This is a genomic window from Pseudorhodoplanes sp., from assembly GCF_059499825.1.
Map to the genome: position 1 here is coordinate 261,323 of NZ_JCABZI010000005.1, position 17,227 is coordinate 278,549.

Here is a 17,227-nt window from a genome sequence, read left to right on the forward strand (position 1 = left end):
CGGTCGGAATCATAACACACGGCGCTCGCTGTTCAGGCGAACGCGAAAAAAAGAGCGCCGGGATCGGGCCGCTACATCGCCTCCGGACCGCGGCCGATCGCGACCACGCCGGTGCGCGAGACTTCGACCAGCCCGAGCGGCAACATCAGCTCGACGAACTGATCGATCTTGTCGCTCTTGCCGGTGATCTCGAACACGAAGCTTTCCGTCGTCGCGTCGATCACCCGCGCACGGAAGGCGTCGGCCAGACGCAGCGCCTCGACACGATGATCGCCCTTGCCGCGCACCTTGACCATGGCGAGTTCGCGCTCGATCGCCGGTCCCGACACCGTGAGATCGTTGACCCGATGCACCGGCACCAGCCGTTCGAGCTGATGCTTGATCTGCTCGATCACCATCGGCGTGCCGCGGGTGACGATGGTGATGCGCGACAGGTGCTTCTCGTGCTCGGTCTCGGAGACCGTCAGCGAGTCGATATTGTAGCCGCGGCCGGAAAACAGGCCGATGACCCGCGCCAGCACACCGGGCTCGTTGTCGACCAGCACGGACAACGTATGCCGCTCGACGAGCTGCGCGGTCGGCGCTGCGGGATAATGCGAAGTGGATGGCACGTTTGCGTTCACGATCTTAATCCTTGCTCGGTCTAAACCCGCTCCCCTTGAGGGAGAGGGTGGCGAGCGAAGCGAGCCGGGTGAGGGGTCACTTCGTCAATTCTTGCATTACCCCTCACCCGCTTCGCCGCTTCGCGGCTCAGCACCCTCTCCCAAAGGGGCGAGGGAAAGAGAAGTCAAACCAGCATCTTGCCTTCTTCGGTGATCGCCTCGTCGAGGCTCTCCGCCGCATCGCCGAGGATCATCTCGTTATGCGCGCGGCCGGACGGAATCATCGGGAAGCAGTTTTCCTTCTGGTCGACCACGCAATCGAAGATCACCGGCTTGTCGATATCGATCATCTCCTTGATCGCATCGTCGAGCTCGCCCGGCTTCTTGCAGCGGATGCCGTGCGCATGCATCGCCTCCGCAAGCTTGACGAAATCCGGCAAGGCTTCCGAATAGCTTTCCGAATAGCGATTGCCGTGCAGCAATTCCTGCCATTGCCGCACCATGCCCATGTATTGATTGTTGAGGATGAAGACCTTGATCGGCAGCCGGTACTGAACCGCCGTCGAGATTTCCTGCATGGTCATCTGCACCGAGGCCTCGCCGGCGATATCGATCACCAGCGATTTCGGATGCGCCATCTGCACGCCGACCGCGGCCGGCAGGCCGTAACCCATGGTGCCGAGCCCGCCCGAGGTCATCCAGCGGTTCGGCTCCTGGAACTGGTAGAATTGCGCCGCCCACATCTGATGCTGGCCGACTTCGGTGGTGATGTAGGTGTCGCGATCCTTGGTCAGTTCGAACAATCGCTGGATTGCGTATTGCGGCTTGATGATGTCGTTCGAGGGCCGGTAGCTCAGCGACTTGCGGGCACGCCACTTGTCGATCAGCTTCCACCACTCGCCCATCGCCTTCTTGTCGGGCTGAATCGACGCGGTGCGCCACATCCGCGTCATGTCTTCCAGCACATGCGCGCAATCGCCGACGATCGGCACGTCGACCTTGACGTTCTTGTTGATCGAAGACGGATCGATGTCGATATGGATCTTCTTCGAATACGGCGCAAACGCATCCAGCCGTCCGGTGATGCGATCGTCGAAGCGGGCGCCGATGCAGATCATGACGTCGCAATCGTGCATCGCCATGTTGGCTTCATAGGTGCCGTGCATGCCGAGCATGCCGAGCCATTGCGGATCGGCCGCGGGAAAGGCGCCGAGCCCCATCAGCGTCGAGGTGATCGGGAAGCCGGTCAGCTTCACCAGTTCGCGCAGGAGATGGCTCGCCTCCTTGCCGGAATTGATGATGCCGCCGCCGGTATAGAATAGCGGACGCTTCGCCTTGGCCATCAGGTCGACGGCCTGCTTGATGCGATCGAGGTCGCCCTTGATCTTCGGCGTATAGGTCTTGTGCTTGATGTTCTGCGGACCCGAATAGGTGCCCTTTGCGAACTGGATGTCCTTCGGGATATCGACCACCACCGGCCCCGGACGCCCGCTCGCCGCGACATAGAACGCCTCGTGTAGCACGCGCGGCAGGTCTTCGATCCGCTTCACCAGGTAATTGTGCTTGGTGCAGGGCCGCGTGATGCCGACCGTGTCGCATTCCTGGAAGGCGTCGTTGCCGATCAGATGTGTGGGCACCTGGCCGGTGATGCAGACGATCGGGATCGAATCCATCAGCGCGTCGGCCAGACCGGTCACCGCATTGGTCGCACCCGGGCCCGACGTCACCAGCACGCAGCCGACCTTGCCGGTCGAACGCGCATAGCCTTCGGCCATATGGACAGCGCCCTGCTCATGGCGGACCAGAACGTGCTTGACCCTCTCCTGCTGGAAAATGGCATCATAGATCGGCAGCACCGCGCCGCCCGGATAGCCGAAGATGTGCTGCACGCCCTGATCGGCGAGCGCCTCGATCACCATTTCGGCGCCGGTCAGTTCCTTGGTCATGATCTCTGCTCCACCTGAATTCGCGTCGTCCCGCGGTGTCTGGAATGAAAAAAGGGCCTCACGGCCCTTCGGTACGGCGCATCGTCCGGCAAGGATGGCTTCAGCCACCCCCGGCGATGCGCCTTCCTACGATTACCACCGAGAACGAAATAAAATTGCGCGACATGGCTCTTCTCAGTACGAACGTTGCGCGAGGGTATAAGGTCAAAACCCCCACCGGTCAAGCGGCCGACACGATCGGGACAGCGGCCACCAGACGATATATTGAGGCCGGGAACCTAAGACGAGATGCACCCATGGCGAAATCACGATTTCTGGCGGCCGCCCTGGCAGGCTGCCTGACGCTCGGCGCGGGCACGGCCCCGGGCGCCTTTGCTCAAAATGCTCCTGCGCAGGTGTCCGAGCCGGCTCCTGTGAAGGAGACGTTGCGCTCCAAGGCCTGGAACAAGGTGTCCGGCAACTGGAAGCGCATGAAGGGCGCGGTCAAGGAGCGCTGGGGCAAGCTCACCCATAACGAAATCCAGGAAGCGCGCGGCCGCCGCGAGGCGCTGAACGGCTTCATCCAGTCGCGTTACGGCATCGATCGTGAAAGCGCCGACCGCCAGATCGACGAGTGGCTGAAGACCCTGAAGTGAGCGCCACGTGGCCGACGCCGCGCCTCCTCAGGCTCCGACCGTCGCGGGCAAGCGGCTGACCGCGCGCGCGCTGCTCGTCGGCGAACGCATCGACACCGCCGGCCTCGAACGCAGCGACGTCATCAACACCGTGCCCCTCGCCTTCCGCAATGGTGACGGCTACGTGGTGCTGTTCCGCTACGGCGTCGCGGTGCTGATCGGCCTGTCGCCGATCGAGGAGGACGAGACCGTGCGCGGCCTGGGTCCGCGCATCATCACGCCGGCGACGCGGATCGAGGACGAGACCGCAACCCTGGAGATTGGACCGGATCAGGACGACCAGATCGATCCGGGCGGCGCCATCAAGGTGAAAGACCTGTCGCCGGCGCGGCTGGTCGTGATCGCCGACGCACTCGCCAAGAATGTCGTGCTGGCGCATCAGGAACGCGAGGTTCGCGGCGTGTTCGACATCGTCGAGCCTTTGGCCGCGAAACTTGCCGCCGGCGGACGCACACCGACCGATCGCAGCAACATGCTGAAGGTGATCGGCCAGTCACTGCTGGTGCGTCAGCGCCTCACCGGCCGCGTCGAGATCGAGGAAAAGCCCGACGTGCTCTGGGACCGGTTCGACCTCGAACGCCTGCATGCGCGCCTCGCCGACGAATACGAACTGAAGGAGCGATCGGCCGCGCTCGCGCGCAAGATCGATGTCGTCGGCGAGACCGCACGGACGCTCACCGACCTGATCGATGCGTCACGCAGCGTGCGCCTCGAAATCGCGATCGTGGCGCTGATCGTGATCGAAGTGCTGTTCACCTTCTACGAGTTCTTCAAGCACTTTAAGTGAGGACATTGCCGAGGCCCGCAAGCAGCGCCCCGGCCTGACTGCCCATCAATCGTTTGGATGCTTCGTCTCGATCGGCTGCGATTGTTCGCGCGGCTTTTCGGTGGCATCTGAACTGCTGGCAGCATCCGCCGCGGACGGCTCGGCCTCGGCCGCAGGCGTGGCAGCAGGAGCCGGCACGGGCGCTTCGGCAATCTTCTCTGCAGGCGCAGAAGACGGTGCAACAGCCGCATCGGGGGCGACAGGTGCCGGCACAGACGTAACCGGTTGCTCCGGCGCGATAGCATGTGAGGCGGGGACCGCCGCTTGCGGAGCGGGCGCAGGTTCAGCCGGCGTTTCCGGAGCGGTGGCTTGCGGAGCAGCCGGGACCGGCTCGGGCGACGCCGGCTGGGACGGCTCCGCCTTCGGCAGCGCCGCCACAAAATACGCATCGTCCGCGGCGGAGATATAGAAGGACGGCACCTGCTCGCCGGCGGTCAAGCGCACCACATCCTCGCGCACGCGCTTCATCAGCGCGATCAGTTCGAGCCCCGGCTCCTCGATATGTTTCAGCAGCGCCGTGGTGAACGGGCTGTTGCGCCCCTCCCCGTCGGCGACCTTGCGGCCGGCGCCGGTGGCAAAACTGACCAGCACATTCTTCGGCTCTTCGACCTGCTTTTTCAGGCCGGACGGCAATTGCCGCTTCTGGGCCTCGCCAAACGGATCGTTGCGCGCCGCATCGATGAACACCACGCCGGCCTTTTCGACACCCTCGAGCTGTTCGAGAATTTCCGGCAGGCTGATCGAACCCTTGGTGATGTCGGCGAGCGAGCGCGCCTGCCCGTCGCTCGCCAGCAGCCAAGCGACGCCGTCGGATTGCAGCGCATGGCCCGAATAGAACACCACCGCGACTTCGGCGAGCCTGGCCTTATCGCCAAATGCTTTCAGCGAGCGGCGCATATCGGCGACCGGAGCGTCGCTCAGCGTCGTGACGACGAACCCGATCCGCTTCAATGCCTCGCCGGTATCGGCCGCGTCATTGACCGGATTTTTCAGCGAGACCACATTGGTGTACGCAGCATTGCCGATCACCAGCGCGACCTTCTTGTCCTGCGCGAGTGCGGGTGAAGCGCCGAGCAAGCCCGCGGCAATCGCGGCGGCCCCGGCGAATTGGAGAATCCGGTTCATACTGGCGTCCTCTCGCTTTACGACTCGACTTTTGGTCGCGCGCCGCGGGCGGCCGGTTCAAGTCTGCATCAAAGTTTCCGCCGCCGCCATGCCCTCCTCGGGCGCGACCCAGGTCCAGCCCGGCATCTGGTTGCGGAACCAGGTCACCTGCCGCTTGGCATAGCGGCGCGTATCCATGATCGACCCGGCTGCCGCCTCGTCGCGCGAGATGTCGCCGTCGAGATAGCGGCGCAGCCACGGCACGCCATGGGCCTTCATCGCAGGCAAGGTATCCGGCAGATCACGCGCCGCAAGCGCGCGCACTTCGTCGAGCGCGCCAGCCTGCAGCATCGTTGCGAAACGCGTCTCGATCCGCGTAATCAAAGAATCGCGTGCCGGATGGAGGAAAATGCGGATCGTCCTGTCCGCGTCGATGACCGGCGGCATGCCCTCGCGGTGCCAATCCGCAATCGGCCGCCCGGTGGCATCGAGGACTTCCAGCGCCCGCAGGATGCGCGAGCGGTCGCGCACCATGATCCGGGCCGCCGCAACGGGATCGCGGACAGTGAGTTCGGCATGCAAGGCCTCGACGCCTTCGCGCGCGAGCCGATCGCGCCAGGCGTTGCGGATCGCCGGATCGATCGGCGGGATCGCGGCAAGCCCGCTGGTCAGCGCCTTGAAATAAAGCCCGGTGCCGCCGACAAAGATTTGAAGCCGGTCCGCCGGAAGCTCCGCCACAACTCGGGCCGCATCGGCGACATATTGGCCGGCCGAATAATTCACCGCCGCATCGACATGCCCGAACAGGTGATGCGGAGCGCGCGCCTCCTCCTCGATACTCGGCCGCGCCGTCAGCACCCGCAGGTCGCGATAGACCTGCATGGAATCCGCGTTGATGATCGCGCCGCCGAAGCGTTCGGCGAGCGCCAGCGCCAGCGCCGACTTGCCGCTGGCGGTCGGCCCTGCGATAAGCACGGCCTTCTTCATCGCAGCGCCCGTCCATGACTCACGTCGCAACCCTCATTGCCGCCCCCGAAACGCGCCTGACCGACGACCTGATCGCGCGCGCCCGCGCGGCGCTGCCGCAGACCACCGACATACACTGGCTCGACCGTGACGTGGCGGCCGATATCGAATTTATCCCGCAGGGCCCGATCGACCAACGACACGTGGCCGAACACCTGCGCACGGCGCTCGCCGGGGCGCCCCTCGATCTTGCGGTCCAGCCGCTGGCGCAACGGCGCAAGAAGCTGCTGCTGGCCGACATGGATTCCACCATGATCGGCCAGGAATGCATCGACGAACTGGCCGATATGGTCGGGCTGAAAGACCATGTGTCGGCGATCACCGAGCGCGCCATGCGTGGTGAGATCGCCTTCGAGCCGGCGCTACGCGAGCGCGTGGCGCTGCTCAAGGGCCTGCCGCTCTCGGTGATCGACGAGGTGATCGCAACGCGCATCACGCTGATGCCGGGCGCCCGCGCGCTGATCGCCACCATGCGCGCGCACGACGCGCATACCGTGCTGGTCTCGGGCGGGTTTTCGCTGTTCACCCGCGAGGTCGCCGGGCTGATCGGCTTCGACGAAAACCACGCCAACACGCTGCTGGTCGAGGATGGCAAGCTGACCGGCTACGTCGATGAGCCGGTGCTCGGCCGCGAAGCCAAGCTCGACACGCTGCTCGAAGTCGCACGCCATCTGCGTCTGCCGCTGGCGGAGACCATCGCGGTCGGCGACGGCGCCAACGATCTGGCGATGATCGGGCGGGCCGGTCTCGGCGTCGCCTATCATGCGAAGCCGGCGGTCGCCGAAATCGCCGACGTCCGCATCGACCACGGAGATCTGACGAGCCTCTTGTATCTGCAGGGCTACAGGCGGGATGAGTTCGTCGCAGAGGGATGACTCCGGAGCGCGCGATGCCGCGCCCCGGACGAGACTGAGACCTACTGCAGCCCCAGCGTCACGAAGCGCAATTCGCCTTCCGGATTGGCCACCAGCAGCAGCGCCAGCTTGCGGCCATCCTTCTTCAGCTTGTCGACCTTCTTCTGGAAATCGTCGGTGCTGGCGACGGCCTCCTGCGCCACCTCGACGATGGTGTCGCCCGCGCTGAGCCGCTTTTCGGCCGCCGCGGAATTCTGGTCGATGCCGGTGATGACCACGCCGTTGACGCTGTCCTTGATCTTGAAGCGCTTGCGCAGGTCCGCCGAGATGTTGGCCAGGTCGAGGCCGAGCGCCTTCTTCACCACCGTCTTGTCGTCGGGCTTGGCGTCGCTCTGCACCGAGGCCGGTTTCGCCTTCTCCGCGTCCTCGAGCCGTCCGAGCTTCACCGTCTTCTTTTCTTCCTTGCCCTTGCGCAGGACAATGACCTCGACCTCCCTGCCGACCGGCGTATCGGCGACGATCCGCGGCAGGTCGCGCATCTCCTTGATGTCGCGGCCGTCGAACCTGATCACGATGTCGCCGGCCTCGATGCCGGCAGGCTTTGCCGGACCCTTGTCGTCGACGCCGGCGATCAGGGCACCGCGCGCCTGTTTGAGGCCGAGGCTCTCGGCGATGTCGTCGGTCACCTGCTGGATGCGGACACCGAGCCAGCCGCGCCGCACTTCCTTGAACTCGCGGAGTTGCTCGATCACCCCCATCACGACTTTCGACGGAACGGCAAAGCCGATACCGATCGAGCCGCCGGAGGGCGAGATGATCGCGGTGTTGACGCCGATCACATCGCCATTGAGGTTGAACAGCGGCCCGCCCGAATTGCCGCGATTGATGGCGGCGTCGGTCTGGATATAATTGTCATACGGTCCGGACTGGATGTCGCGATTGCGCGCCGACACGATGCCCGCGCTGACCGAACCGCCGAGGCTGAACGGATTACCGATCGCGATCACCCATTCGCCGAGCCTGACCTTGTCGGAATCGCCGAAATTGACGGCCTTCAGCGGCTTGTCCGGATTGATCTTGAGCAGCGCGATATCGGTCTTGGGATCGCGGCCGACGAGTTCCGCCTTCAGGCGCGAGCCGTCGTTGAACACCACGGTGATTTCTTCGGCGTCGGCGATGACGTGATTGTTGGTCACGACCAGACCGGACGGGTCGATGACGAAGCCGGAGCCGAGCGACGACGCACGGCGCGGCGCCCGGTTTTCGCCCTGGCCGCCCTGCCCGCCTTGGCCTCCGGGACCGCCGCGGCGGTTCTCAAAGAAATCCTTGAAGAAATCCTCGAACGGGGAACCGGGCGGAACCTGCGGCGACTGTCCGGGCCCCTCTTCCTGTCCGGGGCGCTCCGAGCGGCGCGAGCCCGGCCGGTTGGCGGCCTCCACCCGCTGCGAGGTCGAGATGTTGACCACCGCGTCGATGACGGTTTCCGCCACATCGGCAATCTTGTCGGGCCCGCGCTGCGCCAGCGCCTGGCCCGGCAGCGCCGGCATCATCAGCATTGCGGCCGCCAAAGCGGCCAGGGCCGGTCGGCGAAACCCCTTTGAATACAGGGCGAAAGAAGCCGTCATGTCTGCGAATTCTCCTGCAAGACGTGCATCAACACTGCCCCCGGCATGGAATTGAAGCAAGAACAATACCCAGCAGCAAACGGGGACGTGATTGCGGCGAAACTGCGCCGCAATCCGCAAAGCGGCAGCCAAAAGCCACCGCCATGCGGATAAACACCGCTCAGCCGCGAATAAGCCAGATCACGACGATTCCGATCAGGGCGCTGGCGATCCCGACCCCGCGCAGGATGCTGTCGGGCGTCTCGAGGACGTTTGCCATCGCCTGTTTCGCGGCGCCCGGAAACGCCGCAAACAACAAGCCCTCAAGCGCGAGCACGAGCCCGATCGCGACGATGAAGTCCCACATCCCCCGCTTCTATCGATCGTGATGCGGTTACCTCGCGGCGGTCGGCGATCCGAGCTGTTGTGACGGCTGCTGCGGCGGAGAGGCCGCCGAACGTCCGCTCGGATCCACGAAATAGCGGAAGAATTCGGAATCCGGCTTCAGCACCATGCGGGTGTCGTTGTTGCCCAGCCCCTGCTCGTAGGCCTGCATCGAGCGGTAGAAGGCGAAAAAGTCCGGGTCCTTGCCGTAGGATTCGGCGAAGATGCGGTTACGCGTGGCATCGCCTTCACCGCGGATCTGCTCGCCCTTGGCATTGGCCTCGGCCAGCAGCACGGTGACGTCGCGGTCGGCGCGTGAGCGGATTTCCTGCGCACGCTGCGAGCCCTGGGCGCGGAATTCGGCCGCTTCGCGCTGACGTTCGGTCTGCATCCGCTGATAGACCGCCTGGCTGTTCTGCTCCGGCAGGTCGGCGCGGCGGATACGGACGTCGATCACGTTGATGCCGTAACGCTGGGTTTCGCGATCGAGTTGCTCGCGGATCCGGGTCATCAGCTTGTCGCGATCGTCGCGAACCACGTCCTGGAACGAGGATTCGCCGAGCACGCGGCGCAGCGACGAGTTCAGGAGCGTGGCGAGCTGCGAATTCGCGGCCGGGACCGTCCCGATCGCCTGGTAGAAGCGCAGCGGCTCGACGATCTTGTAGCGCGCGAAGGCATCGACCACGAGCCGCTTCTGGTCGGCGGCAATGATTTCCTGCGCCGGGTTTTCGAGGTCGAGGATCCGCTTGTCGATATAGACGACGCTGTCGATGAACGGCGCCTTGAAATGCAGTCCGGCCTGCGACACCACGCGCTGCGGCTCACCGAGCCGGATCACGATCGCCTGACGCGTCTCCGGAACGGTGAAGACCGAGCTGTAGCCAATGAAGGCCGCAGCCAAAACCAGGACCAGCAACACGCCGCCTGCGATACCGAGTTTCATGTCAGGCTCCTTTAGCGGCGTTGCGCTTGCGGCTGCTGCGCTTGCGGCTGCTGCGGCTGCGCCGGCCGCGGACGGTTCTGGTCGAGAGACAGATATGGCACGACCCCCTGCCCGCCGGCACCGGTGCCAGGATCGAGGATGATCTTGTCGGTGCCGCTGAACAGCCGCTCCATGGTTTCGAGATACATGCGCTGGCGCGTCACCTGCGGCGCCTTGGCATATTGCTCGAAGATCTGGTTGAAGCGGGCGGTCTGGCCGGTCGCGTCGGCGACGGTCTGCTCGCGATAGGCTTCCGCATTCTGCATGATCTGCGCAGCACGGCCGCGGGCTTCGGGGACCACGCGATTGGCGTAGGTCTGCGCCTCGTTCTGTGCGCGTTCGAGGTCGGCGCGCGCCGCCTGAACGTCACGGAACGCGTCGATGACCTGCGTCGGCGGATCGACCTTTTGCAACTGCACCTGCGTGATCAGGATACCCGACTGATACTCGTCGAGCGTCTTCTGCATCAACTCCTGAACGGCGTTTTCAATATTCTGCCGCGCACCGGTGAGGACCGGCTGGATGTTGGAACGGCCAATGACCTCGCGCATCGCGCTTTCCGCGACGGCTTTCACCGTGCCTTCGGGAAACTGGATGTTGAACAGAAACTTGCCGGCGCCGCGGTCGGGCTGGATCTTCCAGAACACCGAGAAATCGACGTCGACGATATTCTCGTCGCCGGTCAGCATCAGGCTCTCTTCCGGGATGTCGCGAGTCGTAGTGCCGCGCCGCGCATCGTCGACGATGCGCATGCCGACATCGATGCGGTTGATGCGTTCGATATTGACCTTGGTCACCGCGCCCACCGGATAGGGCCACGTGTAGCCCCAGCCCGCCGGTGCATCGCGGACATATTTACCGAAGCGCTGGATGACGCCGAGTTCGCCCGGCTGGACAACGAAAAATCCGGACACGGCCCAGAGGAAAAGCGCCACCACCAGCGCCGCGGCAATGCCGATCTTGCCGCCAAAGCTGCCGCCCGGAAGCACGGTCTTCAGCTTGTCCTGGCTCCGCCGCAGCAGGTCCTCGAGATCGGGAGGCTGCGTCCCGCCGCCGGACTGTGGCCCCGAACCCCAGGGACCCTTCGGTCCCGAACCCCAGGGTCCGCCGCCACCGCCACCGCCCTGATTACTCCACGGCATCTCGATCCTCCTTGAGCGCGGCCGTCCGATAGGCGCGCTATGCTTCGGCGCGGTTATAGGGGACGGTCCTGTCCCTTACAACGCGCGCTCATGCCGCGCCGCCCGTTCATAATTAACGATAGTAAAGCCATATTCGTCGTCGGGCCCCTTGGGCTGCGGCAGCCGTTCGGCTTCGCGCCAGACCGCGGGGTCGACCGGTGGGAAATAGGTATCGCCCGGCGGATTTGCATGGACCAGCGTCAAAATGAGGCGATCCGCCAAAGGCAGGGTCTGCGCGAAAATCTCGGTGCCGCCGATCACCGCGATGGCGTCGGCGCCGCGCCGCAAGGCGTCGCCGCGCGCGGCCGATAGCGCCTGATCGATGCCGGGCGCCACCAAAATGCCCGGCGCGGCGAAATCCTGCTGCCGGGTGATCACGATATTGGTCCGCCCCGGCAGCGGCTTGCCGATCGACCGATAGGTCTTGCGCCCCATCACCACCGGCTTGTTCAGGGTGACGGACTTGAAGAATTTCAGGTCCGACCTGATCCGCCACGGCAATTGGTTGTCGCGCCCGATAACGCCGTTCTCGGCGACCGCGACCACGAGGATGATGGGAACGGGGCTACGCGCGGCTGCGGGCTGCGGCGCGGCAGAGGAGCTATCGCTCACACGGCCACCTTCGCCTTGATATGCGGATGCGGGTCATAGCCTTCGAGCGCGAAATGCTCGTAGCGGAACGCGAAGATGTCCCGCACCGAGGGATCAATCGTCATCACCGGCAATGCCCGCGGCGCCCGCGACAATTGCAGTTCGGCCTGATCGACGTGATTGAGATACAGATGCGCATCGCCCAGCGTGTGGATGAACTCGCCCGGCTTCAGCCCCGCCACCTGCGCCACCATCATGGTCAGCAGCGCATAGGACGCGATGTTGAACGGCACGCCGAGAAAAATATCGGCGGAACGCTGGTAGAGCTGGCAAGACAGCCGGCCCTCCGCGACATAGAACTGAAACAGGCAGTGGCACGGCGGCAGCGCCATGTCGCCGATATCGGCCGGATTCCAGGCGGTCACGATCAGGCGGCGCGAATCCGGATTGCGTTCGAGGTCGCGCATCAGGCCCGCGATCTGATCGATGGTGCCGCCGTCGCGGGCGGGCCATGAGCGCCATTGCCGGCCGTAGACCGGACCGAGATCGCCGTTCTCGTCCGCCCACTCGTCCCAGATGGTGACGCCGTTATCGCGCAGATATTTGACGTTGGTGTCGCCCTGCAGGAACCACAGCAATTCGTGCACGATCGACTTGACGTGCAGCTTCTTGGTGGTGACCAGCGGAAAGCCGTCACGCAGGTTGAAGCGCATTTGATGGCCGAACACCGACAGCGTCCCGGTCCCGGTCCGGTCGCGCTTCTCCACGCCGTCGCGGAGCACGTATTGCATCAGATCGAGATATTGCTTCATCGGTTCATCCGGCCTCTTGGTCGGACCTTATCAAAGCGCGCCTGTCTCGACCCGCAAGCTAGCCGATTCCCCACATGAAAAGGGGCGGCCGTGACCGGCCGCCCCTGCACGCGAATTCTGCGGGAACCTGCTTATTGCGTGATGCCCGAAGCCTTGATCACCGGGGTCCAGCGGTTGATTTCGCCGTCCACCAGCTTGTTCAGGGCCGCCTGGCCGCGACGGTCGGGTCCGGGAATGTCGCTGCCGAGGTCGAGCAGACGCTTGCGCACGCCCTCGTCATCGAGCGCCTTCGACAGCGCGTCGGACAGCTTGTCGAGCGCTTCCTTCGGCGTCCCCTTGGGCGCGAACAGCGCGTTCCAGGCCGACACTTCGAATTGCGGGAGGCCGGCCTCCTTGGTGGTCGGAACGTCGGGCAGCGCCGGGTTCCGGTCGGGCGTGCCGATGCCATAGGCCTTGATGTTGCCGGCCTTGATCTGCGGCACCAGGTTGACGATCTGGTCGCACATGTAATCGACCTGGCCGCCGAGCAGCGCGTTCAGGGCCGGTCCCGTGCCCTGGAACGGAATCGCGGTCGGCTTCACGTCCAGCACCGAATTCAGCAGCAGGCAGCTGGTGAACGAGACCGAACCGACGCCGGCATGGGCGGCATTCACCTTGTCGGCATTCGCCTTCACGTAGGCGGCGAACTCCTTCAGGTCCTTGGCCGGAAAGTCCTTCTTGGCCACGATCAGGACAGGGGTGCCGGCGGCGAGCCCGATCGGCTCGAAGTTATTGATCGGGTGATAGGCGAGCTTGGGATAGAGCGCGACCGCGGCGGCATGGGTTCCCATATGGCCCATGATGATGGTGTAGCCATCGGGGGTGGCACGCATCGCGCGGGTGGCGCCGGTGGTTCCGCCGGCACCGACCACGTTTTCGATGACGATCTGCTGGCCGAGCGTCTTCGACATGTTGTCGGCGACGATGCGCGCGACGATGTCGGTCGGGCCGCCGGCGGCAAACGGCACGATCATGGTGATCGGCCGCGACGGATAGGACTGCGCCAGCGCCGGCGCCGAGAGTGCCGCGAGCGCGGACAGGCCGGCGAACGCGCCGGCAAGACGAGATAGCAAAGCCATGGCCTGAGTTCCTCCGAAGGGGGCGTTTCCAATGTCTTTTAGCGGCCCAATCCCGCCCATCACTGTAGCGGAATAGAGTTTGGGCGGCGTTTCACCGAAACGCCGCCCAAAAGTCAAATCCGCAATTGGATCGAGACGACCCGCCTACCCCTCCTCGACGAACACCTCGTCGCGTTTTTTGCGGATCATCGGCAGCAGCGCGATGACCAGGAGGACCGCCGAGACGGCAAGCAGCCCGGCCGAGATCGGCCGTGTCAGGAACACCGTCCAGTCACCGCGCGCGATCAGCATGGCGCGGCGGAGATTTTCCTCCATCAGCGGTCCGAGCACGAAACCGAGCAGCATCGGCGCCGGCTCGAAATCATGCTTCACCAGCCAGTAGCCGACCAGCGCGAATGCCGCGGTGAGATAGACGTCCGCCGGTGCGTTGTTCACCGAATAGACGCCGATGCAGCAGACGATCAGGATCAGTGGATAGAGCAGGCGATACGGCACGCGCAGCAGGCGGACCCACAGGCCGACCAGCGGCAGGTTGATGATCACCAGCATCAGATTGCCGAACCACATCGAGGCGATCATGCCCCAGAACAATTCCGGCTGCTTGGTCATCACCTGCGGGCCCGGCACGATGCCGTGAATGGTCATCGCGCCGACCATCAGCGCCATCACCGGGTTCGGCGGAATGCCGAGCGTCAGCAGCGGGATGAAGGAGGTCTGCGAGGCCGCATTGTTGGCGGTTTCCGGTCCTGCCACGCCTTCGATTGCGCCGCGACCGAAACGCTCGGGATACTTCGACAGTTTCTTCTCGAGCGTATAGGACGCGAACGCCGCAATGACGGAGCCGCCGCCCGGCAGAATGCCGAGCGCGGAGCCGAGGACCGTGCCGCGGCCGATGGCCGGTGCGGCGGCAATCAGGTCGGCGCGGGTCGGCATCAGCCCGGTGATCTTGGCCTGGACGATGTCGCGGTTGTGCGTAACCTCGAGATTGCGCAGCACTTCGGCAAAGCCGAACACGCCCATCGCGATCACGACGAAGCCCAGTCCGTCGGCGAGTTCCGGAATGTTGAAGTTGAGGCGCCCTGCTCCGGTCTCGAGATCCGAACCGATCATCGACAGCACCAGACCGACCAGGATCATGGCGATCGCCTTGACCACCGAGCCCTTCGCCAGCACCACCGCGAAGATCAGGCCGAGCACCATCAGCGAGAAATATTCCGCGGGTCCGAACATCAACGCGATGCTCGTGAGCGGAGCGGCCGCCGCGGCGATGATCACGGTCGCGACGCAACCCGCGAAGAACGAGCCGATCGCCGCGATCGCCAAAGCGGGACCGGCACGGCCCTGCTTTGCCATCTGGTGACCATCGAGCGTGGTCACCACGGACGCAGATTCGCCTGGTATGTTCACCAGGATCGCGGTGGTCGATCCGCCATACATCGCGCCGTAGTAAATGCCCGCGAGCATGATCAGCGCGCCCACCGGCGGCAGGCCGTAAGTAATCGGCAGCAGCATTGCGATGGTGGCGACCGGACCGAGCCCGGGAAGCACGCCGATCAGCGTGCCGACCAATGCGCCAATAAGACACAGCAACAGGTTTTGCGGTGAAGCTGCAACGCTGACGCCAAAGGCGAGATTGTTAATGAGATCCCACATGACGCGTCACCGGGGCCAGAGCTGAAGCGGCAGATTGAGCCCGTAGATAAAAAGCCCGACGCTGGCTGCCGTGAGCACGGCCGACCAGATCATGCTTTCGATCCAGCGCACATCCTTCGAGGCGGCGGCTGCGATCATCAGCGTGAAGAAGCTCGATATGATGAGTCCCCACGGCCGCACCGTCGCGCCGAAAAAAACAATGGAGGCAATAAAGAGGAACGGCGCGCGAATGCCCCATCTTTCGAGCGGAGGTCCTTCCGAGATCAGGCCGCCGACAGCGATGATCGCCGACACTCCGACCAGCAACCAGCCGAACAGGCGCGGCGCAGTTCCCGGACCAAAAGCGAAGCCGCGCATGCCTGGAAGGTCGCTGCCCGCCCAGAGCGTGAACAGCCCGAATAACAGGAGTGCAATTCCGCCCCAAAAGTCCTGCGGATTTTTGATCAGTCCGCGAGCCTGCGGCCCCTCTGCCGGCTCAACCATGCGCTCGGCCATCAGCCACCCCCCAACGCCAGTAGTTCTACCATATTCCCCCGGCGGTCTTCGCCCAACTTGAGCCTTTTGTCTAGTTCATCGCCGGCCTGAACCGAAGAAACAATCATCGTCTGTCAGACCAAACCGGCAGCGCCGATTGCCGCAGCGATAAAGAAAATCCAGAGCGGATTCACCCTGCTGAGATATCCAGTTGTCGCGGTGGTTAAAGTTATGGCAGCGGCCATCCAACCGGAATCATTTGCCGAAGCAAGGATCCATGCGCTCGCAGCCAGCAGGCCGATGGAAACCGGAACCAGCCCGGACTGAATCGCAGCGCAAAATGGTGCATCGCGAAAACGATCCCAGACGCGAGCGATGAAATAAGTCGCAATGCATGTCGGGCCCACCATCGCAACCGTTGCGACCAGCGCGCCCGCCACTCCCGCGACCTGATATCCGATCAGCGTGGTGATGATGACGTTGGGCCCCGGCGTCACCTGCGCAATCGCAAACAGGTCCGAGAATTGCTGGTCGGTGAGCCAGCCTTCGAGATGCACCGCGATCCGGTACATTTCAGGAATTGCCGCATTCGCTCCGCCGATTGCGAACAGCGACAGCAACGCAAAATGTCCGGCAATGACAGCGAGCGGATCGGCGGGTTTCATCGCCGTTGCCACCACCATGCGAGCGCGATGCTGGCAGGCGCAAGCACCGCAAGTGTCGCGACCAGCGGCCAGCGCGCGACACCGATTGCAAGGAAGGCCGCGGCCATCACCAGCGGCGCCGGCCCCAATCCCTTGCGCAGGATCGGTTCCGCCATTCTTGCGATCACCGCGATCATCAGACCGATGGCGGCCGCGGCGATGCCGGTCAGAATGCGGCGCAGGATATCCACATCGCCATAGAGCGCATAGAACGCGGCCAGAGCCGTCGCGATCAGCGCCGGTGGACCGAGCAGTCCAAGCAAGGCGACCGCGGCGCCGGCAGCGCCGCCGATGCGCGAACCGAACACGACCGACAGGTTGACCACGTTCGGTCCCGGCAAAAATTGCGCAAGCGCGAACGTCTCGTTGAACTCCTCCGCACTCATCCATTTCTTTTCGTCGACGATCAGCCGGCGAGCCCAGGGCAGGATCACGCCGAAACCAGAGACGGAAATTTTCGCGAAGCCGAGAAACAGTTCGAGAAGCGTGATGGCAGGCGGCGATTTGACAGGCGGCGATGACGGAGGTGGCGGAGGTGGCGACGACGTCGATTCTGACATCCCGCACGTATATCACGCCGCCGACGACACGCCTGCGGGGTGAGGCATGCTGCTATGCGCTCGCCGGCGTTTTGCCGGGGGTCGGGCTCCTGATCCGCGGCACGCGCGTGGTTGCTTTCGCGGGGACCCTCC

At 64.3% G+C, this 17,227-nt stretch carries 18 protein-coding genes; 3 read left to right on the forward strand and 15 right to left on the reverse strand.

From position 1 onward, the window contains the following. Window positions 1-71: 71 nt before the first annotated feature. Window positions 72-623, reverse strand: coding sequence for an acetolactate synthase small subunit (ilvN, locus tag AC5I5I_RS08420; protein ID WP_495971845.1), 552 nt, complete (start codon window positions 621-623; stop codon window positions 72-74). Between the two features lie 164 nt (window positions 624-787). Further along, the gene (locus tag AC5I5I_RS08425) at window positions 788-2,548 is read right to left on the reverse strand and encodes an acetolactate synthase 3 large subunit (RefSeq protein WP_495971847.1); all 1,761 of its coding nucleotides are present in this window, start codon (window positions 2,546-2,548) and stop codon (window positions 788-790) included. Window positions 2,549-2,844: 296 nt separating this feature from the next. On the opposite strand from AC5I5I_RS08425, the gene AC5I5I_RS08430 reads away from it, so the two are divergent. Then, complete coding sequence (locus AC5I5I_RS08430) at window positions 2,845-3,183, forward strand: CsbD family protein (RefSeq protein WP_495971849.1); 339 nt, start codon at window positions 2,845-2,847, stop codon at window positions 3,181-3,183. A gap of 7 nt (window positions 3,184-3,190) precedes the next feature. Beyond that, window positions 3,191-4,009, forward strand: a complete 819-nt coding sequence (locus AC5I5I_RS08435; RefSeq protein ID WP_495971851.1) for an RMD1 family protein — start codon at window positions 3,191-3,193, stop codon at window positions 4,007-4,009. Between the two features lie 45 nt (window positions 4,010-4,054). Here the strand turns inward: AC5I5I_RS08435 and AC5I5I_RS08440 are convergent, their stop codons facing one another. Next, complete coding sequence (locus AC5I5I_RS08440) at window positions 4,055-5,173, reverse strand: caspase family protein (RefSeq protein WP_495971853.1); 1,119 nt, start codon at window positions 5,171-5,173, stop codon at window positions 4,055-4,057. 57 nt (window positions 5,174-5,230) lie between these two features. Beyond that, complete coding sequence (gene miaA / locus AC5I5I_RS08445; protein ID WP_495971855.1) at window positions 5,231-6,139, reverse strand: tRNA (adenosine(37)-N6)-dimethylallyltransferase MiaA; 909 nt, start codon at window positions 6,137-6,139, stop codon at window positions 5,231-5,233. Between the two features lie 14 nt (window positions 6,140-6,153). On the opposite strand from miaA, the gene serB reads away from it, so the two are divergent. Then, the gene (serB, locus tag AC5I5I_RS08450; RefSeq protein ID WP_495971857.1) at window positions 6,154-7,053 is read left to right on the forward strand and encodes a phosphoserine phosphatase SerB; all 900 of its coding nucleotides are present in this window, start codon (window positions 6,154-6,156) and stop codon (window positions 7,051-7,053) included. Window positions 7,054-7,094: 41 nt separating this feature from the next. Here serB and AC5I5I_RS08455 read toward each other — a convergent pair whose 3' ends face one another. From AC5I5I_RS08455 to AC5I5I_RS08505, 11 genes are all read right to left on the reverse strand, one after another. Beyond that, a complete protein-coding gene (locus tag AC5I5I_RS08455) occupies window positions 7,095-8,657 on the reverse strand; it encodes a Do family serine endopeptidase (RefSeq protein ID WP_495971859.1) in 1,563 nt (520 codons plus the stop codon). A gap of 160 nt (window positions 8,658-8,817) precedes the next feature. Continuing rightward, a complete protein-coding gene (locus AC5I5I_RS08460; protein WP_495971861.1) occupies window positions 8,818-9,003 on the reverse strand; it encodes a DUF2065 domain-containing protein in 186 nt (61 codons plus the stop codon). Between the two features lie 27 nt (window positions 9,004-9,030). Next, window positions 9,031-9,963, reverse strand: a complete 933-nt coding sequence (gene hflC / locus AC5I5I_RS08465) for a protease modulator HflC (protein WP_495971863.1) — start codon at window positions 9,961-9,963, stop codon at window positions 9,031-9,033. A gap of 11 nt (window positions 9,964-9,974) precedes the next feature. Further along, window positions 9,975-11,144, reverse strand: a complete 1,170-nt coding sequence (gene hflK / locus AC5I5I_RS08470; RefSeq protein WP_495971865.1) for an FtsH protease activity modulator HflK — start codon at window positions 11,142-11,144, stop codon at window positions 9,975-9,977. A 75-nt stretch (window positions 11,145-11,219) separates the two neighbouring features. Further along, window positions 11,220-11,795: a dihydrofolate reductase gene (locus tag AC5I5I_RS08475; RefSeq protein WP_495971867.1), complete on the reverse strand. Its 576-nt coding sequence runs from the start codon at window positions 11,793-11,795 to the stop codon at window positions 11,220-11,222. Next, window positions 11,792-12,586: a thymidylate synthase gene (locus AC5I5I_RS08480; protein ID WP_495971869.1), complete on the reverse strand. Its 795-nt coding sequence runs from the start codon at window positions 12,584-12,586 to the stop codon at window positions 11,792-11,794. The genes AC5I5I_RS08475 and AC5I5I_RS08480 overlap by 4 nt, the downstream gene beginning before the upstream one ends. A gap of 131 nt (window positions 12,587-12,717) precedes the next feature. Beyond that, a complete protein-coding gene (locus AC5I5I_RS08485; RefSeq protein WP_495971871.1) occupies window positions 12,718-13,704 on the reverse strand; it encodes a tripartite tricarboxylate transporter substrate binding protein BugD in 987 nt (328 codons plus the stop codon). Window positions 13,705-13,848: 144 nt separating this feature from the next. Beyond that, window positions 13,849-15,357 carry a tripartite tricarboxylate transporter permease gene (locus AC5I5I_RS08490; protein WP_495971873.1) on the reverse strand — a complete coding sequence of 503 codons (1,509 nt, stop codon included), beginning with the start codon at window positions 15,355-15,357 and terminating at the stop codon, window positions 13,849-13,851. Window positions 15,358-15,363: 6 nt separating this feature from the next. Then, complete coding sequence (locus AC5I5I_RS08495; RefSeq protein WP_495971875.1) at window positions 15,364-15,852, reverse strand: tripartite tricarboxylate transporter TctB family protein; 489 nt, start codon at window positions 15,850-15,852, stop codon at window positions 15,364-15,366. Between the two features lie 113 nt (window positions 15,853-15,965). Then, window positions 15,966-16,496, reverse strand: coding sequence for a chromate transporter (locus AC5I5I_RS08500; RefSeq protein ID WP_495971877.1), 531 nt, complete (start codon window positions 16,494-16,496; stop codon window positions 15,966-15,968). Next, entirely contained in the window at window positions 16,493-17,095 is a 603-nt protein-coding gene (locus AC5I5I_RS08505; RefSeq protein WP_495971879.1) for a chromate transporter, read from the reverse strand. Before AC5I5I_RS08505 ends, AC5I5I_RS08500 begins: the two co-directional genes overlap by 4 nt. Between the last annotated feature and the right edge of the window lie 132 nt (window positions 17,096-17,227).